The following is a 26,351-nucleotide window of genomic DNA, read 5'->3' on the forward strand; positions in this document are numbered from 1 at the left end:
GGTCTATGCGCGATCCGCATTTCCGGTCTGGGATACCTCTTCTATAAGGTTCGCTACCAAAGCGGTCCATCCCGTCTGATGCGATGCTCCCAACCCACGTCCGTTTTCACCATGAAAATACTCATAGAATAAAACCAGGTCCTTAAAATGGGGATTTTGATAATACTTCTCGTACAGCTTGTTTATGGGCCTGTTTCCATGTTCGTCCAGATCAAACAGTTTTATCAATCGCTTGCTGAGTTCTATACTCACTTCCATTAAATTCAACTGGTTATCGGTACCGGTGGGGTATTCTACCGTCATGTTACCATTACTATATTCATAATACTCTTGCAGCGCCTTTATAAAAAGATAGTTCATGGGCATCCATACGGGACCTCGCCAGTTAGAGTTGCCACCGAACAAAGAAACCGTAGATTCGGCCGGCTCGTAGTTAATGGAATAATCTACCCCGTCTATTTTTATTTGATAGGGCGTTTCGTGTATTTTAGATAAAGAACGAATGCCATACGGACTCAAAAATTCTTTCTCGTCCAAAAGGCTTTTTAACAAGGGGCGCATTCGGTCTTTGGGTACCAATGAAAGCAGTAGGTCTTCACCGTCGGAGTATTCCTGTATCACTACATATTTTAAATTCTCCATTCTGTATTTTTTGAACCAAAGTACACTTGCCTTAAATTTCGGGAATTTGTTAAGGGTACTGCTCTTTAGGTTTAGAACGGCTGCAATGGATAACATACCTACGATAGACCTAACCTTAATGGTGGTAGATCGGCCGTCTTCCATGACCAACCTGTCGTAAAAGAAGCCTTCTTCATGGTCCCATGTGTTTACTTTGTCGGAATCCATTTTGTTGAGGGCCTCGGCAATAAAGACAAAATGGCCAAAATATTTAGTTGCCATATCTTCATAGGAATCGTCCTCGCTGGCAATTTCCAGGCTCATCTCTAGCATGTTCAAACAATAGAGGGCCATCCACGCCGTACCATCTACCTGTTCTAAAGTGCCGCCACCGGGTACACCGTGGCTACGGTCAAAGACCCCAATGTTGTCCAAGCCCAAGAATCCACCCTGAAAAACATTGTTTTGATGACGATCCAAACGATTTACCCACCAAGTAAAGTTTAAAGACAGTTTGTTGAACATGCGTTTTAGAAACGAAATATCTCCCTTACCATTTTCTTTACGGTCCGTCTTAAATATTTGTAGGGCGGCCCATGCCTGTACCGGAGGGTTTACATCGCTAAAATTCCACTCATAGGCCGGTATTTGACCGTTTGGGGCCATATACCATTCTTTGGTGAACAATAACAATTGATCTTTGGCGAACTCCGGGTCTATCAATGCAAAAGAAGCGCAATGAAATGCGGAGTCCCAAGCGGCATACCAAGGGTATTCCCATTTGTCCGGCATGGATAGTATATCATGGTTCCGTAGGGTTTTCCAGCTACTGTTTCTACCCTTTAAACGTTCTTCTGGCGGTTGAGATGTTTTAGAGTCCCCTTTCAGCCATCGTTCTACTTCGTAGTTGTAATATTGTTTGCTCCAAAGAAGACCGGCAAACGCCTGGGTTAAAATTTTACGTTCCTCAGTGGTAGCCTTGGGCGCTATATTATTGTAAAAAAGAGCGCATTCTTGGCGGCGGTCAATCAGTATGTTATCGAATGTACTCCCAAACGGGTTTGCTATATTTTTTTCCGATAAGCGCAATTTTACGGTAATAGATTCTCCTCCCTTAAGTTCTCGTTTGTACAAAGGGGCGAATTTAGTGCCATGGTCGTTTTGTGTGGCCAAGGCGTAGTCGCCGGAGATTACCGCTTTATGAAATAAGTCTTTCTTAAAGGGGTGTTTGTTCTTTTGGTTATAAACCGTTTCCCTATTTGTCTCGTTTTCGGTAAATAACAGATGGTCGGCATCTTCAAAATACAAGTTGTAATTACCGGTGTAAGGGTGGTCTATATGTACATATTTACTGTTGTCCCGCTCTTTTTTGTTTATGACGGGTTTTTTGGACATGTCTTTAAATGTCCAATGATTTCTCATGGTCAGCGTAGGCAAGAGATGAATTTCTGCCGCACTTTTGTTTCTGTTGGTTATAGTGATCTGTATCAATAGATCGTTATCGTCCGCTTTGGCGTATTCGGTAAATACATCAAAATAGGCATCGTTGTCAAAAACACCTGTATCCAATATTTCATATTCAAGATCGTACCTATTGCGTTTGCCGTTTTCGTCCACCAATTCGTTGTACGGAAATTTGTTCTGTGGGTATTTGTACAAGTGTTTCATGTACGAATGGGTGGGGGTATTTTCTAAATAGTAATACAGCTCTTTTACATCTTCCCCGTGGTTTCCTTGTGGACCGGTAAGTCCGAACAAACGTTCTTTTAATATAGGGTCTTTACCGTTCCATAGGGCAATATTGAAACATACGTTACAATACCGGTCAGAAATGCCCGCTATACCATCTTCCCCCCATCTATAGGCTCTGCTTCGGGCATGGTCATGCGGAAAATAGTTCCAGGCATCACCGTGTGCGCTATAATCTTCCCTTACGGTGCCCCACTGGCGTTCACTCAGGTAAGGGCCCCATTTTAACCAATCTTTTTCTTCGTTTTGGTGTTGGGCCAAACGCTCTTTTTCTATATTTTTCATAGGGGTTTCAGATTTGAAAATGAAAAGAGGAGACTTTTCGTATTACCGGTAAAAAGTTGGTTATACGGCTCTTTGTACAACCTCAAAAACACGATTGGCGTCGCACTTAATAGTTTTTGAAGGGTATTTTAATATAAGTGCATAGTCATGCGTGGCCATCAATATAGTTCTACCGGATTTGTTTATTTCTTGTAAAACCTTCATTACCTCTACACTGGTTTGGGGGTCTAGATTACCCGTTGGTTCATCTGCCAAGATCAATTCGGGGTCGTTCAATAACGCCCTGGCTATGGCAATTCTTTGTTGTTCGCCGCCAGACAATTCGTGGGGAAACTTGAATCCCTTTGTTTTCATGCCCACTTTCTCGAGAACTTCTAAAACTTGTGCGTCCATTTTTGATTGGTCCTTCCATCCGGTCGCCTTAAGTACGAACAACATGTTCTCGTTAATGTTTCTGTCGGGCAATAACTTGAAATCTTGAAAAACGATTCCGAGTTTTCTTCGTAAAAACGGAATATCGCTTTCTTTCAGTGTCTTTAAATTAAAATCTACGATATGTCCCTCTCCTTTTTTTAAGGGCAGGTCACCATACAACGTTTTCATAAAGCTACTTTTGCCACTTCCTGTCTTACCTATTAGGTAAACGAACTCACCTTTGGTAACTTGTATGGTTACATCACTGAGTACCAGGCTTTCTTTCTGAAAAATGGCAGCGTCCTTTAATTCTAAAACTGTCTCTTGCATAGCGTTTTTGTTGATATAAAAGTAATAAGTTCCTCTCGATAACAAGGAAACGTTTATTAAATTCTTTTCTTTTGTAGTCGCAATTTACATACTTAGGTACAATATTTGCCGTTATGATGTTGTAATACTACGGTAATTCAAAAATAGTCAGAGAACGCTATGTTTAAAAAAATCACCGCTTTTTTACCCATGTTAATGGGGGTAGTTTGGGTAGGTATCGCCCAAGAATCCAAAATTTATACACACGAACAAAAAGATTTTCAAGACGCACTTGCGCTGTACAATAATGAGCAGTACCAAGCGGCACAGACAATCTTTAACAAGGTAAAATCCACCACAAAAAATGAAGAGATTGCGGCAAATAGTGCCTACTATGCCGCGAATGCCGCAGTACGCTTAAATCAGCGTGGTGCCGATCGGCTCATGGAAGATTTTGTGGAGAAATACCCAACGTCCACCAAACGTAATTCAGCCTTCGCCGATGTTGCCGAGTATTATTTTGAAACCGGTAAGTACCCCTATGCCTTAAAGTGGTATAACAAAGTGGACCAAAGTGCACTCTCTCGGGGTGAGATGGACAAGTTTAACTTTAATTATGGTTATTCGCTCTTTTCCTCAAAAAAAACGAAGGAAGCGGAACGTTATTTGGAAAAGGTGACCACCTCACCGGTATATGGTTCGCAGGCTAAGTACTATTTGGGGTACATTGCGTACCAAGAAGATGATTATGACGCGGCCAACCAACGTTTTGATCAAATAACGGATCAAACTGTCTTAGAGGAAAAGTTGAGCTATTACCAAGCTGACATGAACTTTAAGTTGGGGAAATTCGAGGAGGCCATAGCCTTGGCAAAAAAGCAATTGCCCAAATCGAATAGGACGGAAGTTTCTGAGCTCAACAAGATCATAGGGGAGAGCTATTTTAATTTAAAACAGTATGACAATGCCATCCCTTATTTAAGGGAATATAAGGGCAAAAGAGGAAAATGGAACAATACCGATTATTATCAATTGGGATATTGTTATTACAAACAAGCGGATTATGCAAATGCCATAGCACAGTTCAATAAAATTATAGGAGGTACCAACAGTGTTTCGCAAAACGCATACTACCATTTGGCGGAATGTTACCTTAAGCAAGATAAAAAACAAGAGGCGTTGAACGCTTTTAGAAATGCTTCACAAATGGATTTCAATGCCGAAATTCAAAAAGACGCTTTCTTAAACTATGCCCGTTTAAGTTATGAGGTAGGAAACGCCTACGAACCCGTACCTCAGGTTATCACCAATTACTTGGATACGTATCCGAATGATGAGCATCAAGAAGAAATGCAGACTTTGTTGGTAGATTCTTATATCACGTCCAAAAATTTTGCAGGCGCTATGGAACTCTTGGAAAAAAATAAGAATTACGCCAGTAAAGAAACCTATCAAAAGGTAGCTTACTATAGGGGGATAGAACTTTTTATGGAGACCGATTATGACGGGGCCTCCGAGAATTTGGGAAAATCGTTGAACAGTGCCGTAAACGAGACTTTTAAGGCAAAGGCAAGTTATTGGAAAGCGGAAGCGGATTATCTTTTGAACAGGTTCGATGAAGCGGTGGTAGGGTTCAAGGCCTTTAAGCAAAGTACCGTAGCTTCTACATTGGCGGAGTCTAAAGATGTGGATTATGATCTGGCCTACGCTTATTTTAAGCAAAAAGATTATAGCAATGCCATTACCTATTTTAGTGCTTTTACCAACTTGAACAATGTTGAGGTAGAAAAATTACATGACGGTTATTTAAGGTTGGGCGATAGTTATTTTGCGACCAGTAAATATTGGCCTGCCATAGAAACATATAACAAGGCACTGGCACTTACAGGTCCGGAAAAGGACTATGCTTCTTATCAGAAAGCGATGAGCTATGGTTTTGTGGGCAAATCGGATAGTAAGATAGAAAGTTTGGAGAACTTTGTATCACAATATTCAAGATCTAGTTTTAAAGATGATGCCTTGTTTGAACTGGGCAATACCTACATTTCGTTAGGACAAGAAAATAAAGGGTTACAGGCTTATGATAGGTTGATAAACGAATACAAGGGCAGTTCTTTGGTGCCCCAGGCTTTGATGCGTCAGGGACTTGTGCATTACAATGCCAGTAGAAACGATGCTGCATTGGCCAAATTTAAAACGGTCGTAAGAGATTATCCAAAAACGCAAGAGGCTATACAGGCCGTAGCAACGGCAAAATTGGTATATGTAGACCTTGGTCGAGTAAACGAATATGCCGATTGGGTAAAGGATCTTGATTTTGTACAGGTGACGGATACCGAATTGGATAACGCAAATTTTGAATCGGCCCAAAAACAGAATATGGAGGGCAAGACCGAAGCTGCCATAAAAGGATATAAAAACTACATTGAAGAGTTTCCGAACGGTCTTCATGCACTTGATGCCAATTTTAGTCTGGCACAGCTTTATTTCGGAAAAGGCGATAAAGATGCCGCCCTGCCATATTATAAATATGTAGCGGATAGAACCACGAGCGAATATGCCGAACAGGCATTGACCAGGGTATGTGAAGTCTATATCGGAAAACAGGATTATGACACGGCATTGCCATATTTGTTAAAGTTGGAAGATCAGGCCAATATTCAACAAAATAGAACTTTTGCCCAGTCCAATTTAATGAAAGGCTATTATGGGCAAAAGAATTATACAAAAACGTTGGAGTATGCTGATAAGGTGTTGGCCACTTCCAATATAGACGACCGTATAAAAAGTGATGCGCAGATCATGATCGCAAGGTCGGCCATTGCCACAGGTGACGAATCAAAGGCAAAATCGGCTTACACTAAAGTATTGGGCATTGCCTCCGGGGCCACTGCGGCAGAGGCTCTTTACTATGATGCCTATTTTAAGAATAAGGAAGGAGATTTCGAGTCTTCCAATATTTCTGTACAAAAATTGGCAAAAGACTACGCTACCTATAAGAAATGGGGCGGTAAAGGTCTGGTGCTTATGGCGAAGAACTTTTACGCCTTGGAAGATGCTTACCAAGCTACCTATATTTTAGAGAGTGTTATCACAAACTTTGAACAATACCCAGAGATAGTAGCGGAGGCCAAAGGTGAACTGGCCATTATCAAATCAAAAGAATCACAAAGCAACTCTTCAGTAGATCCAAATTAAAATTAATGTACCATAGTAATAGAACACATATGTACAAAAGCATAAAATCAGTATTGGCGGTAGGAGCGTTTCTTGTAAGTGCGCAATTCATGGTTGCACAAGAGGAAAAGGAAGATTTGGGAACAGAAACTGTTACCGTGACAAAAGCATATACCCCTACGGTGTCCGATGCCTTTAAGATAAAATCGGTGCCTAATCTTAACGATTCTATCGTATTAAAAAAGAAGAAGATTACCTATAATATTTTCTCGGTGCCGGTAGCCTCTACCTTTACACCTTCAAAGGGAACGGCCTCTAAGGTAGAAAGGGTTCCGCCACCTGAGTTGTTCAATTCCTATGCGTCTGCAGGTCTGGGTAATTATGGGAATACCACGGCCAAATTTTATACCACCAGAGAACTGGATAGGGACGAAAATCTGGATATTGGTTTTAACCACAATTCATCAAGAGGTGATATTGATGGCGTTCAGTTGGATAATATTTTTTCGGATACAAAATTGGATGCTTCATATAGTAAAAAAGACAGAGATCTTAGTTGGGGTGCCGCGGTTGGTCTACAGCATCAACTGTACAATTGGTACGGACTTCCCGAGGGCGTGTACGATGATGCTACCGTCGATGCTATAGACGAGCGTCAGAATTATTATATGGCCGAAGTGGGTGGTCACATTAATGTAGAGGAGTCTTTCTTTAAAAGGGCCGACTTTCAATATAGAAGGTTTTGGGATGCAGTAAAATCCGGGGAAAATAGGGCTGTTTTGAATACCGCGCTCGAATTGCCTTTGAACGAGGAGGTTCTTAGAATAAAAGCGAAGGTAGATTATGTTGGTGGAGATTTTGAGAACGCCAGTATTAATAGTACCACAAATGATCAGGGTATAAAATATAACAACCTACAGGTAGGTGTAAATCCTAGTTTGGTTATGTTGAGGGATGATCTGTCGTTGAACTTGGGGGTGAACATTGTGTACGGAATGGACCTCGAAAATAGTGAAAGTAACTTTTATATCTATCCGGCGGTAACGGCATCCTATAGGTTAATGGATGAGACCGTAATTGCCTATGGAGGTGTAGAAGGCGAGTTGCGCCAAAATTCCTATTATGATTTTGTAGAGGAAAACACGTATGTTTCGCCAACTTTGAGCATAGCACCTACAGATAGTCAATACAATGCCTATATAGGTTTAAAAGGGCAGTTGTTGCCAAACCTTAGCTATAATATTAAAGGTTCGTACACGGCAGAAAACAATAGTCCGTTGTTTACCTTAAATCCACAGAACAATTTTAGGGACGATGAAAAGGGATATTATTATGGCAACTCTTTTGATGTGTTTTATGATGATATAAAGACTATAGGTATTTTTGGGGAGCTTAATGTAGATGTGAACAGAAACTTTACCTTGGGTGTAAATGCAGCGGTCTATGATTATAATACAGAGACCGACAATCCTGCCTGGAACCTGCCCAACTTGACGGGTTCGCTGTTTATGGATTACCAGATCGGGGAAAAATGGTACATGGGAGCCAATTTATTCTATGTTGGTGAAAGGGACGATTTTGCTTCTGTGGCAGAAGTGGGTGTTACACCTTCTGAATTTCCTGCTACCATGATTACTTTAGATGGTTACTTTGATGCCAATGCCCATGTAGGATACCGTGTGGACAACCAGTTGTCCATCTTCGTAAAAGCTGCCAATATTGCCAATAATAATTACCAACGTTGGGCAAACTACCCTGTACAAGGCTTTCAGATTCTTGCTGGAGCCACCTATAAGTTTAATTTTTAGGGGCTTTCTGATTACCGAGGTATAGCATAGGTTATATTTTCTTACTTTAGGGATGATGGGCGCATCCCTAATAATATATGGTCGTTGTTTAAACCGTTTAATGGTTTTTGGGTTCTTGTTATTGAACCATGTTGGTAATGCGCAGAACCTTATTGAAAATCCCAGTTTTGAAAATTATATCCAATGCCCACAGACATTGGGCAATCTTAAAAAAGACCTTGTGGACTGGAATGTGCCGACCCTGGGTTCTACCGATTATTTTAATGGTTGTAGCCAGGCAATGGGAACACCAAAGAACTTTAATGGGGAGCAACCCGCAGATTTTGGGGTAGGTTACGTAGGTCTCTATTTGTATGCCCCCGATGATTATAGGGAGTATTTACAGGGTACGCTTACGAAAACCTTAAAAAAGGATGAGGTGTATAGGCTTTCCTTTTACGTAAGTTTGGCCGAGCGATCTGACTTTGCCATTAGGGAATTCGGTATTTGTTTTTCTGAGGTTCCCATTCAGGTGCAGACCACTAAAACCTTGTCTAAGATGCACCTTTCAAAGGTGCCGGGTGATGTGTCCAATTATCTGGAGATAAAATATGACGATTTTTATTCGGACGAAAAAGAATGGGTCAAGGTAGAAATAGAATTTGTGGCAAAAGGAACGGAAAATTATCTGGTTATCGGAAATTTTAAGGACAATAAGAGAACCCGAAGGTTCAAGACCAAAAGGTCGGGTACCAAAGGGTCTTACTATTATTTGGATATGGTTTCGTTATATGCACCTTTGGCCGATACGGAAGATGAACAAACCTTTGAACTGAATAAGGAACATACCTTTAAAAATGTACTTTTCGATTTTGATGACTATGATCTACTGCCCAGTGCTGTAGATGAGTTAGAGGAAATATTGAGGTACCTGTCCGTGAACACGGACTTAAAAATTAATATATCCGGACATACCGATAATATCGGGGATGAATCATACAACCTTTTCCTGTCGCGAAAAAGGGCACGCGCCGTAGCTGTGTATATGATGGGCAAAGGCATATCAAAAGAACGGATTTCTTATCAGGGACTAGGAAGTTCACAACCTATATCCACCAATAAAACGGCCATGGGGCGGCATAAAAATAGACGGGTGGCCTTCGTTATCAAGGCACCATAACATTAATAATCGGAATATGCCGTTGGGTAGAGAAGAAAGATGTCTGCCTTGTTCATATTGTTTTTATAGTGCTCGTCATTTTTTAAGGCCGTCCATTTATCCGAAGCAAAAAACTTTTCCCACAATGCATCTCTTTGTTCCATATTGGCATATGTGGTCATATACATCAAATTGGGCATTTGTGAACCGGAAATAACTTCTGCGTAAAAAACGGCATTGGCACCAATACTTTCGAACAAGTCTACTTCGCCCCCTACATTAAACATAGCTACTTTGTTTTTATAAGTAGCCTCTGTAGGCGATTCGTAACTTCTTAGTTCGTAAACCCGTTCGGATCTAGGGGTAGATACTTGGCTGGGCCTCATATGGGGCATTTCTGAAAACGCTCGCATTAAGGTAGAACTTATTCTTTGGTAAGGCGGATCATTGTACTTTGCCGTTATATATTCTTTGCCGGCAGAAAGGTGTCCTTTGTCCACGGCAATGGAGGCTTCCAGTTTTTCGAACTGATCTAAAGAGGTGAACGGAATAAGCACATAAATTCTATCGGCTTTTGTAAACTTGTTTTGCCGTACCTTGAAAACGCCGATATTTTTAATGCCCTGTCTTTTTAGTGCAGGCAAATAGGCGTTCTTTAAATAATTATCGACCCTGTTTTCTTGGTCTTCATTTTTTATGAGGTAGGTCTTTAATTCGTAAAATTCCCTTTTCTTTTCTTGGGCGTGGCCAATGCAAGTGAACAAGAGTGTTACAATAATTAATGTTCTGGTATAATTTAATAGGGGATTCATCGGGTAGTTGGTTTTTGTTGTAAAGAGGTAAGGTACGTATTTTGAATGACCTTCTGCTGGCAACAGAGTGCTTTTGTTAAAAAAATGGACAGCCCTATTTTTTCGAGGACGTTGGTTAAAACGTACTTTTGCAATTAGCGCATACCATTATGTCCAAACCTTCCGGTTATCATATTATAGACCCTGCAAAAAGTCCTGTTTTTTATGGCTACATTATTCTTGTAATAGGTACCATAGGCATTTATTTTAGTATCCCAGGGCAGACCATCGGGGTCTCTGTCTTTACGGATCCGGTGAAAGATGCGCTTGGTCTTTCTAGAAATCAATTTAGCAATGCCTATATGATAGGTACCATAGTTAGCTCTTTGGTCATAGGGCGTGCGGGTATTTGGTTTGATAGATATGGGGCCAGATACGTAGCTTTTTTTGCTGCTTTAGGGCTTGGGGTCACCTTGTTTCTTTGCTCATGGTCGGCGCATATGAGCGATTATATAAAAAGACTTTTATCCGTTGATACTTGGGTGGTTCCGTTTTCTGTGATGACCATATTGTTTTTTATGCTACGTTTTGCGGGGCAGGGGGTTTTGACCATGGCCTCTAGAAACGTAATCATGATTTGGTTCGATAAGAATAGGGGCAAGGTGAATGCCATTAGTAGTGTGGCCCTTTCTTTTGGTTTTTCATCATCGCCCTTATGGGTAAATGCGTTGATAGATAACAATGGCTGGCAACAGACCTGGCAATATCTTGGGGTCGGATTGTTGGTTTTTAGTGTATTTGTTTTTCTTTTCTATAAGATTTCGCCCGAATCACATGGCCTGTTGCCCGATGGGGCAAAGGCAGTTTCTACAAAAGAGGAAAGTAAAAAAGAGGTTCGTAAGCAATTTACGCTGAAGGAGGCAAAACGTACAAGGGCGTTTTGGATGTATGGACTTACCCTAGCTTTTAACAGCTTTTTTATTACGGGACTTACCTTTCATGTGGTCTCGGTTTTTGATAGTGAAGGTTTTCCTAAAGAAGATGCTATTTCTATTTTTCTACCCGGTTCTGTAGTCGCCGTTACGGTATCTACGATCTTTAATTTTTTAAGTGATTACCTGCCGTTGAAATTGTACCTATATTTAATGTTGCTCGGAGGGTTTTCTGCCTCTTTAGGATTTTTGTTGTTGTCCACTAGTGCTGGAGTACCCATGCTCATTGCGGGTTTTGGAATTTTGGGAGGTTTCTTTGCGGTTTTAAATGCTGTGGCATGGCCCCGATTTTACGGTAGAAAACATTTAGGTAGTATTACCGGTAAGATCATGAGTTTTTTGATATTGGCAAGTGCACTGGCCCCAAGTGTTTTTAGTCTCTGCCTGTCAACATTCGGGTCATATAGGTTGGTAGGATATATAGGGTTGGTCTTTTTACTGTTCTTGTCCATAGGGGCCATAAAGGCCGATAACCCACAATAATGTCATTGTTGAAATAGGAGTTTTAGATAATGAAAGGATTAAGTATATTTAAAAAATAGAAACGGACTACCTTTACAAAAAAAATGTAATGGACTTAAATTTAGCGGTATTGATAGATGGAGACAACATTCCATCCGCATACGTAAAAGAAATGATGGAGGAGATTGCGAAGTATGGCAATCCGACAATAAAACGTATTTATGGTGATTGGACCAACCCTAGATTGGGCAAGTGGAAGAATGTATTATTAGAAAATGCCATAACCCCTATTCAGCAATACGGATATACACAAGGTAAGAACGCTACCGATTCTGCAATGATCATCGATGCTATGGATATTCTGTATTCTGGTAAGGTGAATGGTTTTTGTCTCGTTAGCAGTGATAGTGATTTTACGCGTTTGGCGACAAGGCTACGTGAAGCAGGTATGCAGGTATTTGGTATTGGGGAGCGCAAAACGCCCAATCCGTTTATTGTGGCCTGTGACAAGTTTATTTATATCGAAATTTTAAAGAGCCAGTCAGAAGAAGAAACGTCTAATAGTAATGCCAATGTCGGCAATGCCAAAAACCAGGTCGATAAAATTACCCCAAAGGATATAAAATTTATAGCCACGACTATCGAGGATGTTGCCGATGATGACGGATGGGCATTTTTAGGTGATGTGGGTAGTCTCTTGCAAAAGAAGCAACCAAATTTCGACGCTCGTAATTACGGATTCCAAAAATTGACGCCCCTAATCAATTCTATCCCTAATTTTGAAATCGATAGAAGGGAAGATTCTAAAGGAAAAAATAAATTGATCTATGTAAGGATCAAGGAAAAGAAAAATCATAAATCAAAAAAATAAAGAATTTATATTTTTTCGTAGATCTATAAAGAACAGGGGTAGAGCTTTGTACAGTTACTTCTTTTCTTGAGTAAGAACCAGCTGTTTAATGAAGTGCAATATTAGGAATATCAAAGTTTTAGAACATCGTATATTCTGTATTTTTCTATCTTGTGCGACAAAGCTAACCATTGTTATGAAAAAGAATCTTGTTAAAATTGTTTGTGCATTAATGTTGTTCTTGCCATTGTCCAATATGTATGCATCTACAGAAGATAAAGTGTTTTGTGTCTTCGATAATTTTGTTCTTTTAGAAGATAGTCCCTTGGGTGTTTGGGTTTATTCCGTTTCCGGTGCCGACCCCGAGTATAGTAATGGTGTTCTGTACATAGAGGAAAAAGAAAAAGAAACGTATAAGGTTTTTGTCCAATTAAAGAATGGAACATTAACTGGGCAAGATGTAGAAGTGGATGGTAATACGGTGAAATTTGGTATGAACATAGAAGGGGTAGAACGAGTCGTAGTGGAGTTAGAGGTAAATGGAAACCTCATAAGAGGGGAAGTCTATACTTCTCAAGGGCCATTAAAAATAGAAGGAAAAAGAAAGTTGCCTCCCAAATAGATGAATAGCCCCCTTTAGAAAATATTTAGTTTCCCAAGATCATTGTGTTTAAACTAAAATGTATTGTTTTGAAAAAATTACTTTTTTTATCCTTTATTGTTTTGTCCAGTTGTGAGCTCTTTAAGGAAGAGGTCGATTTGATCGTTATAAATGCTACGGTGTATACGGTAGATGAAAATTTCTCTACAACGGAAGCATTTGCTGTCAAGGACGGTAAGTTTTTGGCGGTTGGTACCACCGATGATATAAGAAGCACCTATACCGCAGACCAAATAATAGATGCGGACAAAAGAGCTATTACCCCAGGGTTGATAGATGCCCATTGTCACTTCTACGGTCTAGGGCTCAACCAGCAAGTGGTAGATTTGGTAGGTGCCAAAAGTTTTGATGAGGTTTTGCAAAGGGTTATAGATTTTCAGGCTAGTACGCCAAAACAATTTATTAGAGGTCGGGGTTGGGATCAGAACGACTGGGAGGTAAAAGAGTTTCCCACAAAATACGAATTGGATTCTTTGTTTCCTGACACACCTGTGGTTTTGGGGCGTATAGACGGTCACGCATATTTAGTAAACCAGAAAGCGCTTGATATGGCGGGTATAGACTGGAAAACAACTGTTGAGGGGGGTGAAATCGTAAAACAATGGGGTGGAAAAATTAATGGTATTACCGGGGTTTTGATAGACAATCCCATGTCTTTAATAGATAGTATAATGCCGCCACCGACCAAAGAGGAAAAAATTGCTGCCCTAAAATTGGCCGAACGTATCTGTTTAAACCATGGGTTAACTACGGTAAATGATGCGGGAATAGATCGTGAGACGATAGAGTTGATCGATAGTTTGCAGCAGGCTGGGGAGTTGTCTATACGGGTATACGCCATGGTAAGTAATAACCCGGATGAGGTAGATTACTTCATCGAAAAAGGACCAATAAAAACAGAAAAATTAAATGTTCGCTCCGTAAAGGTGTATGGAGATGGGGCACTCGGGTCTAGAGGTGCCGCATTAAAAGAACCTTATTCCGATAAACCGGACCATTATGGAGCCATGGTAACCCCTGTGTCCGAAATTATGGACTTGGCCGAAAAACTGGCCGAATCGGAGTATCAAATGAATACACATGCCATAGGGGATTCTGCCAATGCGGTCGTTTTGCGTGTTTATCATGATGTGTTACAGAACAAGCCGGATAGACGATGGAAAGTGGAACATGCTCAGGTTATAGACCATCCGGATTTTGATTATTTTGAAGATGGTATCATCCCTTCTGTGCAACCCACACATGCAACAAGCGATATGTATTGGGCAGCTGACAGATTGGGGGAAGAAAGGGTGCACGATGCATACGCATATAAGACATTGTTGAACAAGGCTGGTATTGTAGCGTTGGGAACCGATTTTCCTGTAGAGCAAGTTAGTCCGTTTCTCACTTTCTACGCAGCGGTGGCGAGAAAGGATACGGAAGGATATCCTGAAGGAGGATTTCAGATGGACGATGTGCTTAGTAGGGAGGAAGCTTTGAAAGGAATGACAATTTGGGCCGCATATTCCAATTTTGAAGAGAATGAGAAAGGTAGTATTGAAGTAGGTAAATATGCCGATTTTACCATTTACGATAAAGATATGATGAAAGTACCTTTAGAAGAGATTCCTACGATTAAGGCGCAACAGACGTTTATAGACGGTAAAGTGCGTTAAATAAAAACCCCGGCCTTGGCCGGGGTCTTCATTAAAATATATTATTGGTAATTAAAAGGTGATAGGAACTGCAACTCTTGTTTTGTCCCAGCCCATTACCATTTCTGTACCTCCATCTATCTCTTTAAAAGCAATGGAAAATTCTTCTAAAGAAGAACTGTCAGATCCACTAGGTACGGTCACGCGTACTACATCTGCATCTTCTTCGTAAAAATAAGAACCCCATTGGTTCAGGTTTTTGTTAAGGATAACGGTCCATTTTTCTTTTCCAGGAATAGTGAACATGGCGTAAGTACCTGCTTTAATATCTTCGCCTCCAAAATTAACATCCTTATAAAAAGTGATTTCAGGAGCTTCGTTGGCCCCTGTTCTCCATACTTGACCTACAGGAGCAAGTTCTGCCAAAGAACGGTTTTTAAGTTGTGGCCGACCATAGATCACACGAACTACTTTGTCCGATATTTTGTAATCTGTAGGGTAGGAAGCCATATCCATAGGGCTCTTGTCAAGACCTGAAAATTTTTGGGCATTTACGTTCGTCGTAACGGTCAATGCTGTAAATAAGATGGTAAGTGCAAGTAAATTTTTCATAAATCGATTTTAGTTTAAAGTGTTCCAAAGCTAAGCAGTTAGCCTAGTTTATTTTGATAAAAAGTCGTTAAAATTTTTAGCCCTTACAGAATGCTTGATAATTTTTAAAAAATAGATAAATATATTTCAATTGTTATTTAAAAAGTAATTTTAAGTTATTAATTGAAACTATAATAGTTAATTGTGTTTTATATATGAAACTATAAACTCATATTTGTATTCAAATTGATATAAATATATAATTATGTGTGGAATCGTATGTGCATTTGATGTCAAGGAAAGTACAGAAGTATTGAGACCTCAATTGCTGGAAATGTCGAAAAAAATTAGACATAGAGGACCGGATTGGAGCGGAATATATGCGGATGAAAAAGCTATTTTGGCCCATGAGCGTTTGGCTATTGTTGACCCGGCTTCCGGGAAACAACCTTTATTGAGCACCGATGGAAATTTGGTGTTGGCGGCAAACGGTGAAATATATAATCATAGAGAGTTGCGCAAGCAGTTTGAAGGTACGTATGATTTTAAGACGGAATCTGACTGTGAAGTGATTTTGGCCCTATACCAAGAAAAAGGTGTCGATTTTCTAGATGAGATGAACGGTATTTTTGGCTTTACCATTTACGATGCTGCAAAGGACGAGTATTTTGTTGCCAGGGATCACATGGGTATTATTCCATTGTATATGGGGTGGGATCAAAACGGAACTTTTTACGTAGCGTCTGAGCTAAAGGCTTTAGAAGGTACGTGCACAAAAATAGAACTGTTTCCTCCGGGGCATTACCTGCATAGTTCCGATGGTGAGTTGAAAAGATGGTATACTAGGGATTGGATGGAGTATGATGCCGTTAAGGATAATGAAACAAGTATTCAAGAAGTAAAAGAGGCGTTGGAGGCAGCGGTACACCGTCAATTAATGTCAGATGTACCTTATGGTGTTCTTCTATCGGGCGGTTTAGATTCTAGTGTTACTTCTGCCATTGCAAAAAAGTATGCGCAAAAGAGAATTGAGTCGGGTGATACCAAAGATGCCTGGTGGCCACAATTGCATTCCTTTTCCGTAGGTTTGGAAGGTTCACCAGATTTGGCGGCCGCACAAAAAGTAGCCGACCATATTGGTACGGTACACCATGAGATCAAATTCACCATTCAAGAAGGTCTGGATGCCATTAGGGATGTGGTTTATAACTTAGAGACCTACGATATTACTACGATCCGTGCATCCACGCCAATGTATTTAATGGCAAGGGTCATTAAATCTATGGGTATTAAAATGGTGTTGTCCGGAGAAGGGGCCGATGAGCTTTTTGGAGGATACCTTTATTTTCACAAAGCGCCAAGTCCAAAAGATTTTCATGAAGAAACCGTACGTAAACTAGATAAGTTACATATGTACGATTGTTTAAGGGCCAACAAGTCTTTGGCCGCATGGGGTATAGAAGGTCGTGTTCCGTTTTTGGATAAAGAATTTATGGATGTAGCCATGAGGATCAACCCTAAGGATAAAATGATCAATGGTGAAAGAATGGAAAAATGGGTAGTTCGTAAGGCTTTTGAGGATATGTTGCCAGAAAGTGTTGCTTGGAGACAAAAAGAGCAATTTTCCGATGGTGTGGGCTATAGTTGGATAGATACGTTAAAAGAGTTGGTAGAGGCAGAAGTAACCGATGAGCAATTGGCCAACGCCAAGTTTAGGTTTCCTTTACAAACCCCTACAACCAAAGAAGAATTTTATTATAGATCAATTTTTGAACAACATTTTCCTTCAGATGCCGCGGCATTGTGTGTTCCTCAAGAACCTTCGGTAGCGTGTAGCACAAAGATAGCCTTGGAGTGGGACGAAGCGTTCAAGAACATGAACGATCCATCTGGTAGGGCGGTAGCCAATGTGCATGACGATGCTTATGTAAAATAAGCTTCACGGCACGCAAGATTCTGTTTTCCTGTTTTAAAGGTAACAGGGCAGTTTTTATTTTTTAATTAGTCCTAAAGAGGTGTTAAGCAATTGGCACCTCTTTTGTTATATGATATTTGGGACTATATGACCGATAATGGATACGCTGGCCAAGAAAAAGTACTGCGATTCATATAGAGAAAGGTGTCTGTGTAATTTTCCACAATTATTGTTGATAACTTGATGGTGCTAAAAGCTTAGAAACGTCAGATTCTATGGGGTATTCAGTATATTTGTAAGATTGCAAAATTTGAAGTTAAAACAATCTTTAATTTATGAGCGAAGAAGCAAATAAAAAGCAATATTCAGCGGATAGTATACAGGCGTTGGAGGGGATGGAGCATGTGCGCATGCGACCATCTATGTATATTGGAGATGTAGGCGTCCGTGGATTGCATCACTTGGTTTATGAAGTGGTGGATAACTCCATAGATGAAGCTATGGGAGGGCACTGTGATACTATCAGTGTAATAATCAATGAGGATAATTCTATAACTACCAGAGATAACGGAAGGGGTATTCCTGTAGACCTTCATAAAAAAGAAGGTGTTTCCGCTTTAGAGGTGGTAATGACAAAAATAGGGGCCGGTGGTAAATTTGATAAGGACTCCTATAAAGTTTCTGGTGGTCTTCACGGGGTCGGTGTATCTTGTGTAAATGCCTTGTCCGATCATTTGACCGCTACCGTTTATAGGGATGGCGTTATTTGGCAACAAGAATATGAAAGGGGAAAGGCGCTATATCCTGTTAAAAGAATAGGGGAAACTACCGAAAGGGGTACCGAGGTGACCTTTCATCCGGACAATACCATTTTTACCCAGACGATCGAGTATAGTTATGAAACTTTGTCGAATAGGATGCGTGAGCTTTCTTTCTTGAACAAAGGGGTTAAGATCACTATAACCGATAAGCGTCAGAAAGATGAAAAAGGGGAGTATGTTGGTGAAACCTTTTTCTCTAACGAAGGTCTTAAGGAATTTGTTCGATTTTTGGACGGTAACCGAGAGTCTTTGATACAGAACGTAATCTCTATGGAGGGTGAAAAAAACAACATTCCAGTAGAGGTTGCCATGATTTACAATACTAGTTACACAGAGAATTTGCATTCTTATGTGAACAATATTAATACCCACGAAGGTGGAACGCACTTGTCCGGTTTTAGAAGGGGGCTTACCACTACCTTGAAGAAATATGCCGATGCAAGCGGTATGTTGGATAAATTAAAATTTGAGATTCAAGGAGATGATTTCCGTGAGGGATTAACGGCCATAGTTTCGGTGAAGGTGGCCGAACCTCAATTTGAGGGGCAGACCAAGACCAAACTAGGGAACAGAGAGGTTTCTTCGGCTGTAAGCCAAGCGGTATCCGAAATGCTTACCGATTATTTAGAAGAGCACCCAGATGATGCCAAGGTAATAGTGCAGAAAGTAATATTGGCCGCTCAGGCTAGGCACGCAGCTACCAAGGCAAGGGAAATGGTACAGCGTAAAACGGTGATGAGTGTAGGTGGCCTGCCCGGGAAACTGTCCGACTGCTCAGAACAAGATCCAGCACTTTGTGAAGTGTTTCTCGTAGAGGGTGACTCTGCGGGTGGAACTGCAAAACAAGGCCGGGATAGAAATTTCCAGGCGATTTTGCCTTTACGAGGTAAAATTTTGAACGTTGAAAAGGCCATGCAACATAAGGTCTTTGAAAATGAGGAAATAAAGAATATCTATACCGCACTTGGGGTAACCATTGGTACAGAGGACGATAGTAAGGCGTTGAACCTTGAAAAATTACGTTACCATAAAGTAGTTATCATGTGTGATGCCGATGTCGATGGTAGCCATATTGAAACACTGATTCTTACATTTTTCTTCAGATACATGCGAGAATTGATAGAGGGAGGGCATGTTTATATTGCGACACCACCTTTATACTTGGTTAAAAAAGGACAGAAAAAGCAATATGCTTGGTCAGATGAAGAAAGGGACGCTATTGCCGATTCTTATAATGGTAGTGTAAACATCCAACGATACAAAGGTCTTGGAGAGATGAATGCGGAGCAATTGTGGGATACTACTATGAATCCGGAACACAGAACTTTACGTCAAATAACTATTGAAAACGCCACAGAAACAGATCGGGTATTTTCTATGTTAATGGGAGATGAAGTGCCTCCAAGGAGAGAATTTATAGAGAAAAATGCTGTCTACGCTAATATTGACACATAAAAATCACTACTTATACAACAAAAACCTGCGTTCATAGCGCAGGTTTTTTAGTTTTAGATAAAACTTAGAATATGAAAGGTTTATGTACCCTAGTTTTATCATGTAGTTTTTCGGTTGTATTCGCCCAAGCGGATTTTAACGATGTGTTTGCTGCCGGAGTTGAAGATGCGGAAAAATTCGCCACCGATTATACGGCCCCGCTTTCAGAAAGTGTGGTGTATAATTTTGCTACTGGTTGGTATAATACCGCCGATGCAAAACCCTTGGGGGGATTTGAAATTTCGTTGGTGGGTAATATTACCGGCTTTAAAAATAAAGAGGATAAAAGAACCTTTTTATTGGATCCCAATGATTACGAAAATTTAGATTTTGTTGAAAATCCAGGAGTGGCAAGAAATGTTTCTTCCGCTTTGGGCGATATTAGTGGAGTAGAAGTTTTTGTTGAGGGGCAAGTCGCAGGTTTTAATGTAAGGGAAGAATTTGAGTTGCCTTCTGGGCTTTCGGGTGAGGGAATAGATTTTGTTCCTTCGGGGTATCTGCAGGCTAGTGTAGGATTAATTAAAGGTACCGAGATTAAAGCTCGTTTTCTTCCAAAATTGGAGTATGAAGGGGCGAAGGTAGGCTTGTTAGGTTTTGGATTGCAACACGATTTCACAAAACTTCTTCCAGCGGATAAATTGTTGCCCGTAGCCATATCGGCCGTAATAGGGTATACTGCCGTGAATGGTGATTATGATTTTTCGGATGCGGACCTAATAGAAGGCGAGGATCAGCGTATAGAGGCAAAGATAAATACTTGGGCTTTTAATGCCGTGGTATCGACCAGACTTCCTGTAATCAATTTTTATGGAGGTCTAGGTTATGTTACGGGCAAGTCAACTATGGATGTTTTAGGGACCTATGTGGTCACCAGGGGTCCGTTTTCTTCGGAAACCTATGTGGACCCGTTTTCCATAACAAAAAAGGTAAATGGGGTTACGGGTAATATTGGCGCTAAATTGAAACTTGGGTTTTTTAGGATCAATGCCGATTATACCCTCGGAGAGTTCAATACCTTTAATTTTGGACTAAACTTTGGGTTTAGATAAAACCGTAATTGCAAAGAAAGATATTATAAACATGAAGAGCCTGCCCAGATTGCTCCGAACAGACTCTTTCCCATGGCCCTGTTAAAATTGTTTATTCCCTAATGGCGATATCATCGCCATCAATTTGTTTTAGTAGAATATTTTCGTCAGATGTTACAATTTTAAAGGTTTGATGGGGAGTATTTTCCAGTCCTCTATATTCAATTGTGTATGTGTCACCTTCTTTAGACCATGCGAAATCTGTTTGTAAGGTTATTTCGTTTCCTGTTATTTCGTGATACCTGCCTAAATAAACATCGTTGAAGATCCACTCTTTTCGAATGGTTGTTTTTGCGGTAGTGCTAGTAACTTCGGTTTTGGCCTGGGACCAAATGCCTATAATGGGGTCATTGTTCTGTTCTATCCGAGAACAGTTGGCAGTAAAAATAATGGCACAGATAGCCATTAATGAAAGCAACTTTTTCATTGTTAAGTAGGTTTTGTTCGGATTTGGGGTCCATAGCTATAAACGGAGTCTATTATTCGTTAGTATTAAAAATCGACGTATGGTCGTTATTTTTCTGTTTCTTCGTTGAACTGCTCCTTTTTTTAACGAATCGTATGTTTTTGTCTTTTTTGTAAAAGCATATTATCACATTTTATTAGCAGGTTGAGTTAATAAAATTTGTTAATAATTGAGTATTTTTGAAGAGCTAAACATTTAACGTAAGATCATTCATCTTATATAGAATTAATTCATAAAAAAATAGATACATGAAAGTTACAGTAGTTGGTGCAGGAGCGGTTGGAGCAAGTTGTGCGGAATACATCGCCATTAAAAATTTTGCATCTGAGGTAGTAATATTGGATATTAAGGAGGGTTACGCCGAAGGGAAGGCCATGGACCTAATGCAAACCGCATCTCTTAACGGTTTTGACACCAAAATTACAGGTAGTACCAGTGATTATTCAAAGACGGCAAATAGTGATATTGCAGTAATTACTTCTGGTATACCAAGAAAACCAGGTATGACAAGGGAAGAATTGATCGGTATTAATGCCGGTATTGTCAAAACTGTTTCCAGTAGCCTTATAGAGCATTCACCGAATGTTACTATAATTGTGGTTAGTAACCCAATGGATACCATGACATATTTGGTGCACAAGACCACCAACTTGCCAAAAAATAGAATCATCGGAATGGGAGGTGCCTTAGATAGTGCACGTTTTAAATACCGATTGGCAGAAGCAATGGAAGCCCCGATTTCGGACATTGATGGAATGGTAATCGGAGGCCATAGTGATACGGGAATGGTTCCTTTGACCTCTCATGCAACAAGAAATAGTATTCGTGTTTCTGAGTTTTTATCAGAAGAAAGATTGCAACAAGTTGCCGAGGATACCAAAGTAGGAGGAGCTACATTGACAAAATTATTGGGAACCAGTGCTTGGTACGCTCCAGGAGCGGCAGTTTCTGCTTTAGTGCAGGCGATTGCTTGTGACCAAAAGAAAATGTTCCCTTGTTCTACTTTATTGGAAGGTGAATATGGTTTAAATGATATTTGTATAGGTGTTCCCGTTATTTTAGGTAAAAACGGAATAGAACAAATCGTAGACATACCATTGAGCGATGCAGAAAAGAACAAAATGCAAGAAAGTGCCGCTGGTGTTAGTAAGACCAATGGTCTTTTAGAGTTGTAATCTTTATATCGTATACATTTAAGAAACCCTTTATAGCGCAGCTATAAAGGGTTTCTTTTTTTTAATAACATATATTTCAGGTACATATATTGTAAAAAATATACTACCTAGCATATTTTTCTTTTTATATTTGCCGCATGAATGCAAAATGGTGCGTAAGTACGCTATTTATTATTCTAGCCTTATTGGGGCTAAGTCAAGAGCAAAAGAAAGCTTCTAATCAACAAATTTCATTAGAATTTGCAGATGTAGAATTGGCTTCGGAAACTGCTCATGATGAGGTTTTGGCCGTAATAACAAAGAAATTACTGGTCTTAGGTATTGATGCTATCGAGGTAATTGAAAATGATGGCAGACAACTGAGCATTCGTTATTACAGTGACTTAGATGCGGATAGTGTTAAGGAATTTCTTTCTGACGAAGATAAACTGCCCCTATCCAATGAAGAAGAGTCCCCTTCAGATTACCCAAAAGAGCAACTTCCTGAAAAGTATAGTATAGTAGTATCTGACCTGCAGCAACAAACCGATCATGGTATAGCTTTGACCGGGACGCTTGTTTCGATACAAAAGCAAGACGATAACAGAATTTTCAATCCGGTAATTCTACCGTTTGATCATACATTTGTGTTTGAGCAAAACGCTATTGTAGACGTAGCTTTTAGAATACATACGAACCTTTCAATAGCAATTGATAACACTTCACCAACAATTCCGGAAGTAAGGGCGGGACCTTATGCCTATGGGAATAGCTAATTCCTAACATAGAATTTCACTAAGGAACAACGTATTTACCTTTTGTAAAAATTATGGCCCTTAGTTTTTAAATGCATATAATCGTAATCAACATAAATTAAATAAACTAATAAAATGCAAAATAAAGGACTTATAAAGCTCTTTGCTTTATTATTCGGGTTAGTTAGTATCTACCAGCTATCCTATACTTTTATTACCAACAAGGTTGAAAAAGAGGCGGCATTGTTTGCCGCAAGTCGTATCTCTGAATCTGAAGATAACTACGTTTCCAAAAGGGAAGAGTTGGAGGCCAGTTATTTAGATTCTATAGGTAATAATCCTATTTTGGGCTATACCACTTATAGCGAAGCCAAAAAGAAAGAGCTGAACAAAGGTCTTGACCTTAAGGGTGGTATTAACGTAACGCTGCAGATATCTGTAAAAGATATATTGAAAGGGTTGGCCAACAATACCAAGAACCCTGTTTTTAACAAGGCTTTGGCCGATGCGGATTCAGCTTCTAAAAGTAGCGACGATACGTATATCGAACTTTTCTTCGAGGCATTTGACAAAATTAAGGGTGATACCAAATTGGCTTCTCCAGATATTTTTGCAAATAAGGGATTGAGCGACGAGATTAATTTTCAAATGTCTGACGATGAGGTGAAGCCTATTATCAGAAGAAAGATAGACGAGTCCGTTGTTTCTGCATTCGAAGTACTTAGAGAGCGTATCGATGGTTTTGGTGTAACCCAACCAAATATTCAAAGAGAAGGTAATTCTGGACGTATATTGGTAGAATTGCCGGGAGCTAGAGATATTGCCCGTGCGCAAGACCTACTTTCAAGTACGGCACAATTAGAATTTTGGGAAACCTACAAACAGAGCAATCCTAGTTTTAGTACCTTTTTGATCCAGGCGAACGAAAAGCTAAAAGAAATCGTTAAGGTCGATAAGCCTGAGCAGGTAAAAGAAGAATCGGAATTGGATTCGTTATTGTCGGATGTTTCTGCAGATTCTTTGGAAATGGCATCACAGGTGAATCCATTATACGAGTTGTTGATTCCTGCTAACCCTGGAACACATGCTATGTTTCGTGCGGCCATTAAAGATACCGCAACCATCGGTTCTTATTTGAGAATGCCTGAAATCAGAAGGTTGTTACCTGCCGATATTCAATTTACAAAATTTGTTTGGGAGCGCCCAGCTACCGAAGATACAGAAGTAATAGACCTATATGCACTGAAATCGAATAGAGAAGGTGTGCCAAGAATTAGTGGAGATGTGGTCAGTGATGCCCGTGCAGACTTTGATCAGTTCGGTAAGCCTGCCGTATCTATGACCATGAATGCCAAAGGTGCCAAAGAATGGGAAAAACTTACAGGAGACGCCTATAATAACCAAACAGGTATTGCCATCGTATTGGATAATAAAGTGTACACGGCTCCAGGAGTTTCTTCAGGACCTATATCTGGAGGTCGTTCAGAAATTACAGGAAATTTTACAGTAAACGAGACCAAGGATATATCCAATGTTCTTAGAGCTGGTAAATTGCCTGCATCTGCTGAGATCATTCAGTCAGAGATCGTAGGTCCTTCATTGGGGCAAGAAGCTATCGATAGTGGTTTTATGTCATTTGCCATTGCCATGTGTATCGTATTGTTATGGATGATCTTTTATTATGGTAAGGCGGGTGCTTTTGCCGATATAGCTCTTTTGTTGAACATTCTATTAATCTTTGGGGTGTTAACAAGTTTAAATGCCGTATTGACGTTGCCAGGTATAGCGGGTATCGTGCTTACAATTGGTATGTCGGTGGATGCCAACGTACTTATTTTTGAGCGTATCAAAGAAGAATTGGCCAAAGGAAAAGGTAAGAGTCAAGCGGTTGCAGATGGTTTCGGAAACGCGCTTTCTTCTATCTTGGATGCCAACATAACAACAGGTTTAACGGCGATAATTTTATTCATATTTGGATCGGGGCCTATTAAAGGTTTTGCAACTACCTTATTGATCGGTATTATAACCTCGTTGTTTACGGCGATTTTTATTACCAGGTTATTGGTAGATTGGTATATAGATGGTAAAGGAAGAACTTTAGAATTTACTACCAGCATTACCAAAGGGTTGTTCCAAAACCTTGATATCGATTTCTTGGTAAAAAGAAAGATAGCTTATGTGCTTTCAAGTATTTTAGTGGTTGTTGGGATAATCTCATTGTTTTTTGGTCCGGGTCTACAACAAGGCGTCGACTTTATAGGTGGGCGTTCTTACACGGTACGTTTTGAGAAGGCCGTGAATCCATCTGAAATAGCATCTGAATTGAATACCGTTTTTGGTAGTGGAACCAATGTCAAAACTTTTGGTGAGGCAAATCAAATTAAGATTACCACTCCTTATAAGGTAGACGTTGAAGGTATTGAAGTAGATACGGAGATTCAGGATAAACTATATAATACCTTGCAAAAATATCTTCCGGACGGACTTTCTAAAGAAGAATTTACTGTTGGAAGTAGCGATAAGTCGATCGGTATTCTACAATCTGTAAAAGTAGGGCCAACGATAGCCGATGATATTAAGAACAACGCATTTTTGGCGATTCTTGGTTCTTTGGCGGTGGTTTTCCTTTACATATTGTTCCGTTTCCGTAGATGGCAGTTCTCTTTAGGTGCCGTTGTCGCAGTTTTCCATGATGTTATGATCGTATTGGGGGTATTCTCTATTTTAGGAAAAATAATGCCTTTTAATATGGAGATAGACCAAGCATTTATTGCGGCGATATTAACGGTAATAGGTTATTCGTTGAACGATACCGTGGTAGTGTTCGACCGTATTCGTGAGATTATCGCGGAGCGCGGATGGAAAGGTGGCGATAACATTAATTCCGCTATCAATAGTACTTTGGGTAGAACTTTAAATACCTCTCTTACTACCTTGGTAGTGTTACTGGCAATCTTCATTTTTGGAGGTGAATCGTTAAGAGGATTTATGTTCGCAATGATAGTAGGTGTGGTCGTAGGTACCTATTCATCTGTATTTATTGCAACACCGGTTATGTACGATGCCTTGAGTAAGAAAATTACAAAAGACAGGGCTTCAAATTAATTAGAGGTCAAACTAACATTCAATAAAAAAACGGCGTTCATTAGAACGCCGTTTTTTATTGCAAAAGT

The 26,351-nt window shown here is 40.0% G+C and carries 18 protein-coding genes; 13 read left to right on the top strand and 5 right to left on the bottom strand.

The window, feature by feature from the left end; all coding sequences use genetic code 11:
• Positions 1-3: 3 nt before the first annotated feature.
• Both J8L85_RS07460 and J8L85_RS07465 read right to left on the bottom strand, forming a co-directional pair.
• The gene (locus J8L85_RS07460; protein WP_211015994.1) at positions 4-2,655 is read right to left on the bottom strand and encodes a glucosidase; all 2,652 of its coding nucleotides are present in this window, start codon (positions 2,653-2,655) and stop codon (positions 4-6) included.
• Positions 2,656-2,715: 60 nt separating this feature from the next.
• Positions 2,716-3,399 carry an ATP-binding cassette domain-containing protein gene (locus J8L85_RS07465; RefSeq protein ID WP_211015996.1) on the bottom strand — a complete coding sequence of 228 codons (684 nt, stop codon included), beginning with the start codon at positions 3,397-3,399 and terminating at the stop codon, positions 2,716-2,718.
• A gap of 159 nt (positions 3,400-3,558) precedes the next feature.
• On the opposite strand from J8L85_RS07465, the gene J8L85_RS07470 reads away from it, so the two are divergent.
• The 3 genes from J8L85_RS07470 (at position 3,559) to J8L85_RS07480 (ending at position 9,522) form a co-directional block, all read left to right on the top strand.
• Positions 3,559-6,576 (top strand): tetratricopeptide repeat protein, encoded by a 3,018-nt coding sequence (locus J8L85_RS07470; RefSeq protein ID WP_211015999.1) that lies wholly within the window; start codon positions 3,559-3,561, stop codon positions 6,574-6,576.
• A 29-nt stretch (positions 6,577-6,605) separates the two neighbouring features.
• Entirely contained in the window at positions 6,606-8,363 is a 1,758-nt protein-coding gene (locus tag J8L85_RS07475) for a TonB-dependent receptor (RefSeq protein WP_211016001.1), read from the top strand.
• Between the two features lie 100 nt (positions 8,364-8,463).
• Positions 8,464-9,522, top strand: coding sequence for an OmpA family protein (locus J8L85_RS07480; protein ID WP_211016002.1), 1,059 nt, complete (start codon positions 8,464-8,466; stop codon positions 9,520-9,522).
• Positions 9,523-9,524: 2 nt separating this feature from the next.
• On the opposite strand, the gene J8L85_RS07485 is transcribed toward J8L85_RS07480, so the two are convergent.
• On the bottom strand, positions 9,525-10,313 hold the full coding sequence (locus J8L85_RS07485; protein WP_211016005.1) for an NIPSNAP family protein: 789 nt from the start codon (positions 10,311-10,313) through the stop codon (positions 9,525-9,527).
• Positions 10,314-10,441: 128 nt separating this feature from the next.
• Here J8L85_RS07485 and J8L85_RS07490 point away from each other — a divergent pair, with 128 nt between their 5' ends.
• The 4 genes from J8L85_RS07490 (at position 10,442) to J8L85_RS07505 (ending at position 14,915) form a co-directional block, all read left to right on the top strand.
• The gene (locus J8L85_RS07490) at positions 10,442-11,767 is read left to right on the top strand and encodes an MFS transporter (RefSeq protein ID WP_247656575.1); all 1,326 of its coding nucleotides are present in this window, start codon (positions 10,442-10,444) and stop codon (positions 11,765-11,767) included.
• An 88-nt stretch (positions 11,768-11,855) separates the two neighbouring features.
• A complete protein-coding gene (locus J8L85_RS07495) occupies positions 11,856-12,617 on the top strand; it encodes an NYN domain-containing protein (RefSeq protein ID WP_211016007.1) in 762 nt (253 codons plus the stop codon).
• 175 nt (positions 12,618-12,792) lie between these two features.
• A complete protein-coding gene (locus J8L85_RS07500) occupies positions 12,793-13,218 on the top strand; it encodes a hypothetical protein (RefSeq protein WP_211016008.1) in 426 nt (141 codons plus the stop codon).
• 68 nt (positions 13,219-13,286) lie between these two features.
• Positions 13,287-14,915, top strand: coding sequence for an amidohydrolase (locus J8L85_RS07505; protein WP_211016009.1), 1,629 nt, complete (start codon positions 13,287-13,289; stop codon positions 14,913-14,915).
• A gap of 51 nt (positions 14,916-14,966) precedes the next feature.
• Here J8L85_RS07505 and J8L85_RS07510 read toward each other — a convergent pair whose 3' ends face one another.
• On the bottom strand, positions 14,967-15,506 hold the full coding sequence (locus J8L85_RS07510) for a DUF2911 domain-containing protein (protein WP_047246115.1): 540 nt from the start codon (positions 15,504-15,506) through the stop codon (positions 14,967-14,969).
• Positions 15,507-15,750: 244 nt separating this feature from the next.
• On the opposite strand from J8L85_RS07510, the gene asnB reads away from it, so the two are divergent.
• The 3 genes from asnB (at position 15,751) to J8L85_RS07525 (ending at position 20,764) form a co-directional block, all read left to right on the top strand.
• The gene (asnB, locus tag J8L85_RS07515) at positions 15,751-17,421 is read left to right on the top strand and encodes an asparagine synthase B (protein WP_211016010.1); all 1,671 of its coding nucleotides are present in this window, start codon (positions 15,751-15,753) and stop codon (positions 17,419-17,421) included.
• Positions 17,422-17,735: 314 nt separating this feature from the next.
• Positions 17,736-19,676 (top strand): DNA topoisomerase (ATP-hydrolyzing) subunit B, encoded by a 1,941-nt coding sequence (gene gyrB, locus J8L85_RS07520; protein ID WP_211016011.1) that lies wholly within the window; start codon positions 17,736-17,738, stop codon positions 19,674-19,676.
• Positions 19,677-19,747: 71 nt separating this feature from the next.
• Positions 19,748-20,764: a DUF6588 family protein gene (locus J8L85_RS07525; RefSeq protein ID WP_211016012.1), complete on the top strand. Its 1,017-nt coding sequence runs from the start codon at positions 19,748-19,750 to the stop codon at positions 20,762-20,764.
• 91 nt (positions 20,765-20,855) lie between these two features.
• Here the strand turns inward: J8L85_RS07525 and J8L85_RS07530 are convergent, their stop codons facing one another.
• Complete coding sequence (locus J8L85_RS07530) at positions 20,856-21,230, bottom strand: hypothetical protein (protein WP_211016014.1); 375 nt, start codon at positions 21,228-21,230, stop codon at positions 20,856-20,858.
• Between the two features lie 287 nt (positions 21,231-21,517).
• Between J8L85_RS07530 and J8L85_RS07535 the strand changes: the two genes are divergently transcribed.
• The 3 genes from J8L85_RS07535 to secDF all read left to right on the top strand — a co-directional run bounded on the left by J8L85_RS07535 (position 21,518) and on the right by secDF (position 26,283).
• Entirely contained in the window at positions 21,518-22,444 is a 927-nt protein-coding gene (locus J8L85_RS07535; RefSeq protein ID WP_211016017.1) for a malate dehydrogenase, read from the top strand.
• Between the two features lie 137 nt (positions 22,445-22,581).
• The gene (locus J8L85_RS07540) at positions 22,582-23,199 is read left to right on the top strand and encodes a hypothetical protein (RefSeq protein WP_211016019.1); all 618 of its coding nucleotides are present in this window, start codon (positions 22,582-22,584) and stop codon (positions 23,197-23,199) included.
• Positions 23,200-23,313: 114 nt separating this feature from the next.
• Positions 23,314-26,283 carry a protein translocase subunit SecDF gene (secDF, locus tag J8L85_RS07545; RefSeq protein ID WP_211016021.1) on the top strand — a complete coding sequence of 990 codons (2,970 nt, stop codon included), beginning with the start codon at positions 23,314-23,316 and terminating at the stop codon, positions 26,281-26,283.
• Positions 26,284-26,351: the final 68 nt, after the last annotated feature.

This window comes from Maribacter sp. MMG018 (assembly GCF_018100785.1).
Classification (GTDB): domain Bacteria; phylum Bacteroidota; class Bacteroidia; order Flavobacteriales; family Flavobacteriaceae; genus Maribacter.

Coding starts and splice junctions, on each gene's coding strand:
- J8L85_RS07460 (WP_211015994.1), bottom strand. CDS start 2,655: ATGAAAAATATAGAAAAAGAGCGTTTGGCCCAACACCAAAACGAAGAA.
- J8L85_RS07465 (WP_211015996.1), bottom strand. CDS start 3,399: ATGCAAGAGACAGTTTTAGAATTAAAGGACGCTGCCATTTTTCAGAAA.
- J8L85_RS07470 (WP_211015999.1), top strand. CDS start 3,559: ATGTTTAAAAAAATCACCGCTTTTTTACCCATGTTAATGGGGGTAGTT.
- J8L85_RS07475 (WP_211016001.1), top strand. CDS start 6,606: ATGTACAAAAGCATAAAATCAGTATTGGCGGTAGGAGCGTTTCTTGTA.
- J8L85_RS07480 (WP_211016002.1), top strand. CDS start 8,464: ATGGTTTTTGGGTTCTTGTTATTGAACCATGTTGGTAATGCGCAGAAC.
- J8L85_RS07485 (WP_211016005.1), bottom strand. CDS start 10,313: ATGAATCCCCTATTAAATTATACCAGAACATTAATTATTGTAACACTC.
- J8L85_RS07495 (WP_211016007.1), top strand. CDS start 11,856: ATGGACTTAAATTTAGCGGTATTGATAGATGGAGACAACATTCCATCC.
- J8L85_RS07500 (WP_211016008.1), top strand. CDS start 12,793: ATGAAAAAGAATCTTGTTAAAATTGTTTGTGCATTAATGTTGTTCTTG.
- J8L85_RS07510 (WP_047246115.1), bottom strand. CDS start 15,506: ATGAAAAATTTACTTGCACTTACCATCTTATTTACAGCATTGACCGTT.
- asnB (WP_211016010.1), top strand. CDS start 15,751: ATGTGTGGAATCGTATGTGCATTTGATGTCAAGGAAAGTACAGAAGTA.
- gyrB (WP_211016011.1), top strand. CDS start 17,736: ATGAGCGAAGAAGCAAATAAAAAGCAATATTCAGCGGATAGTATACAG.
- J8L85_RS07525 (WP_211016012.1), top strand. CDS start 19,748: ATGAAAGGTTTATGTACCCTAGTTTTATCATGTAGTTTTTCGGTTGTA.
- J8L85_RS07530 (WP_211016014.1), bottom strand. CDS start 21,230: ATGAAAAAGTTGCTTTCATTAATGGCTATCTGTGCCATTATTTTTACT.
- J8L85_RS07535 (WP_211016017.1), top strand. CDS start 21,518: ATGAAAGTTACAGTAGTTGGTGCAGGAGCGGTTGGAGCAAGTTGTGCG.
- J8L85_RS07540 (WP_211016019.1), top strand. CDS start 22,582: ATGAATGCAAAATGGTGCGTAAGTACGCTATTTATTATTCTAGCCTTA.
- secDF (WP_211016021.1), top strand. CDS start 23,314: ATGCAAAATAAAGGACTTATAAAGCTCTTTGCTTTATTATTCGGGTTA.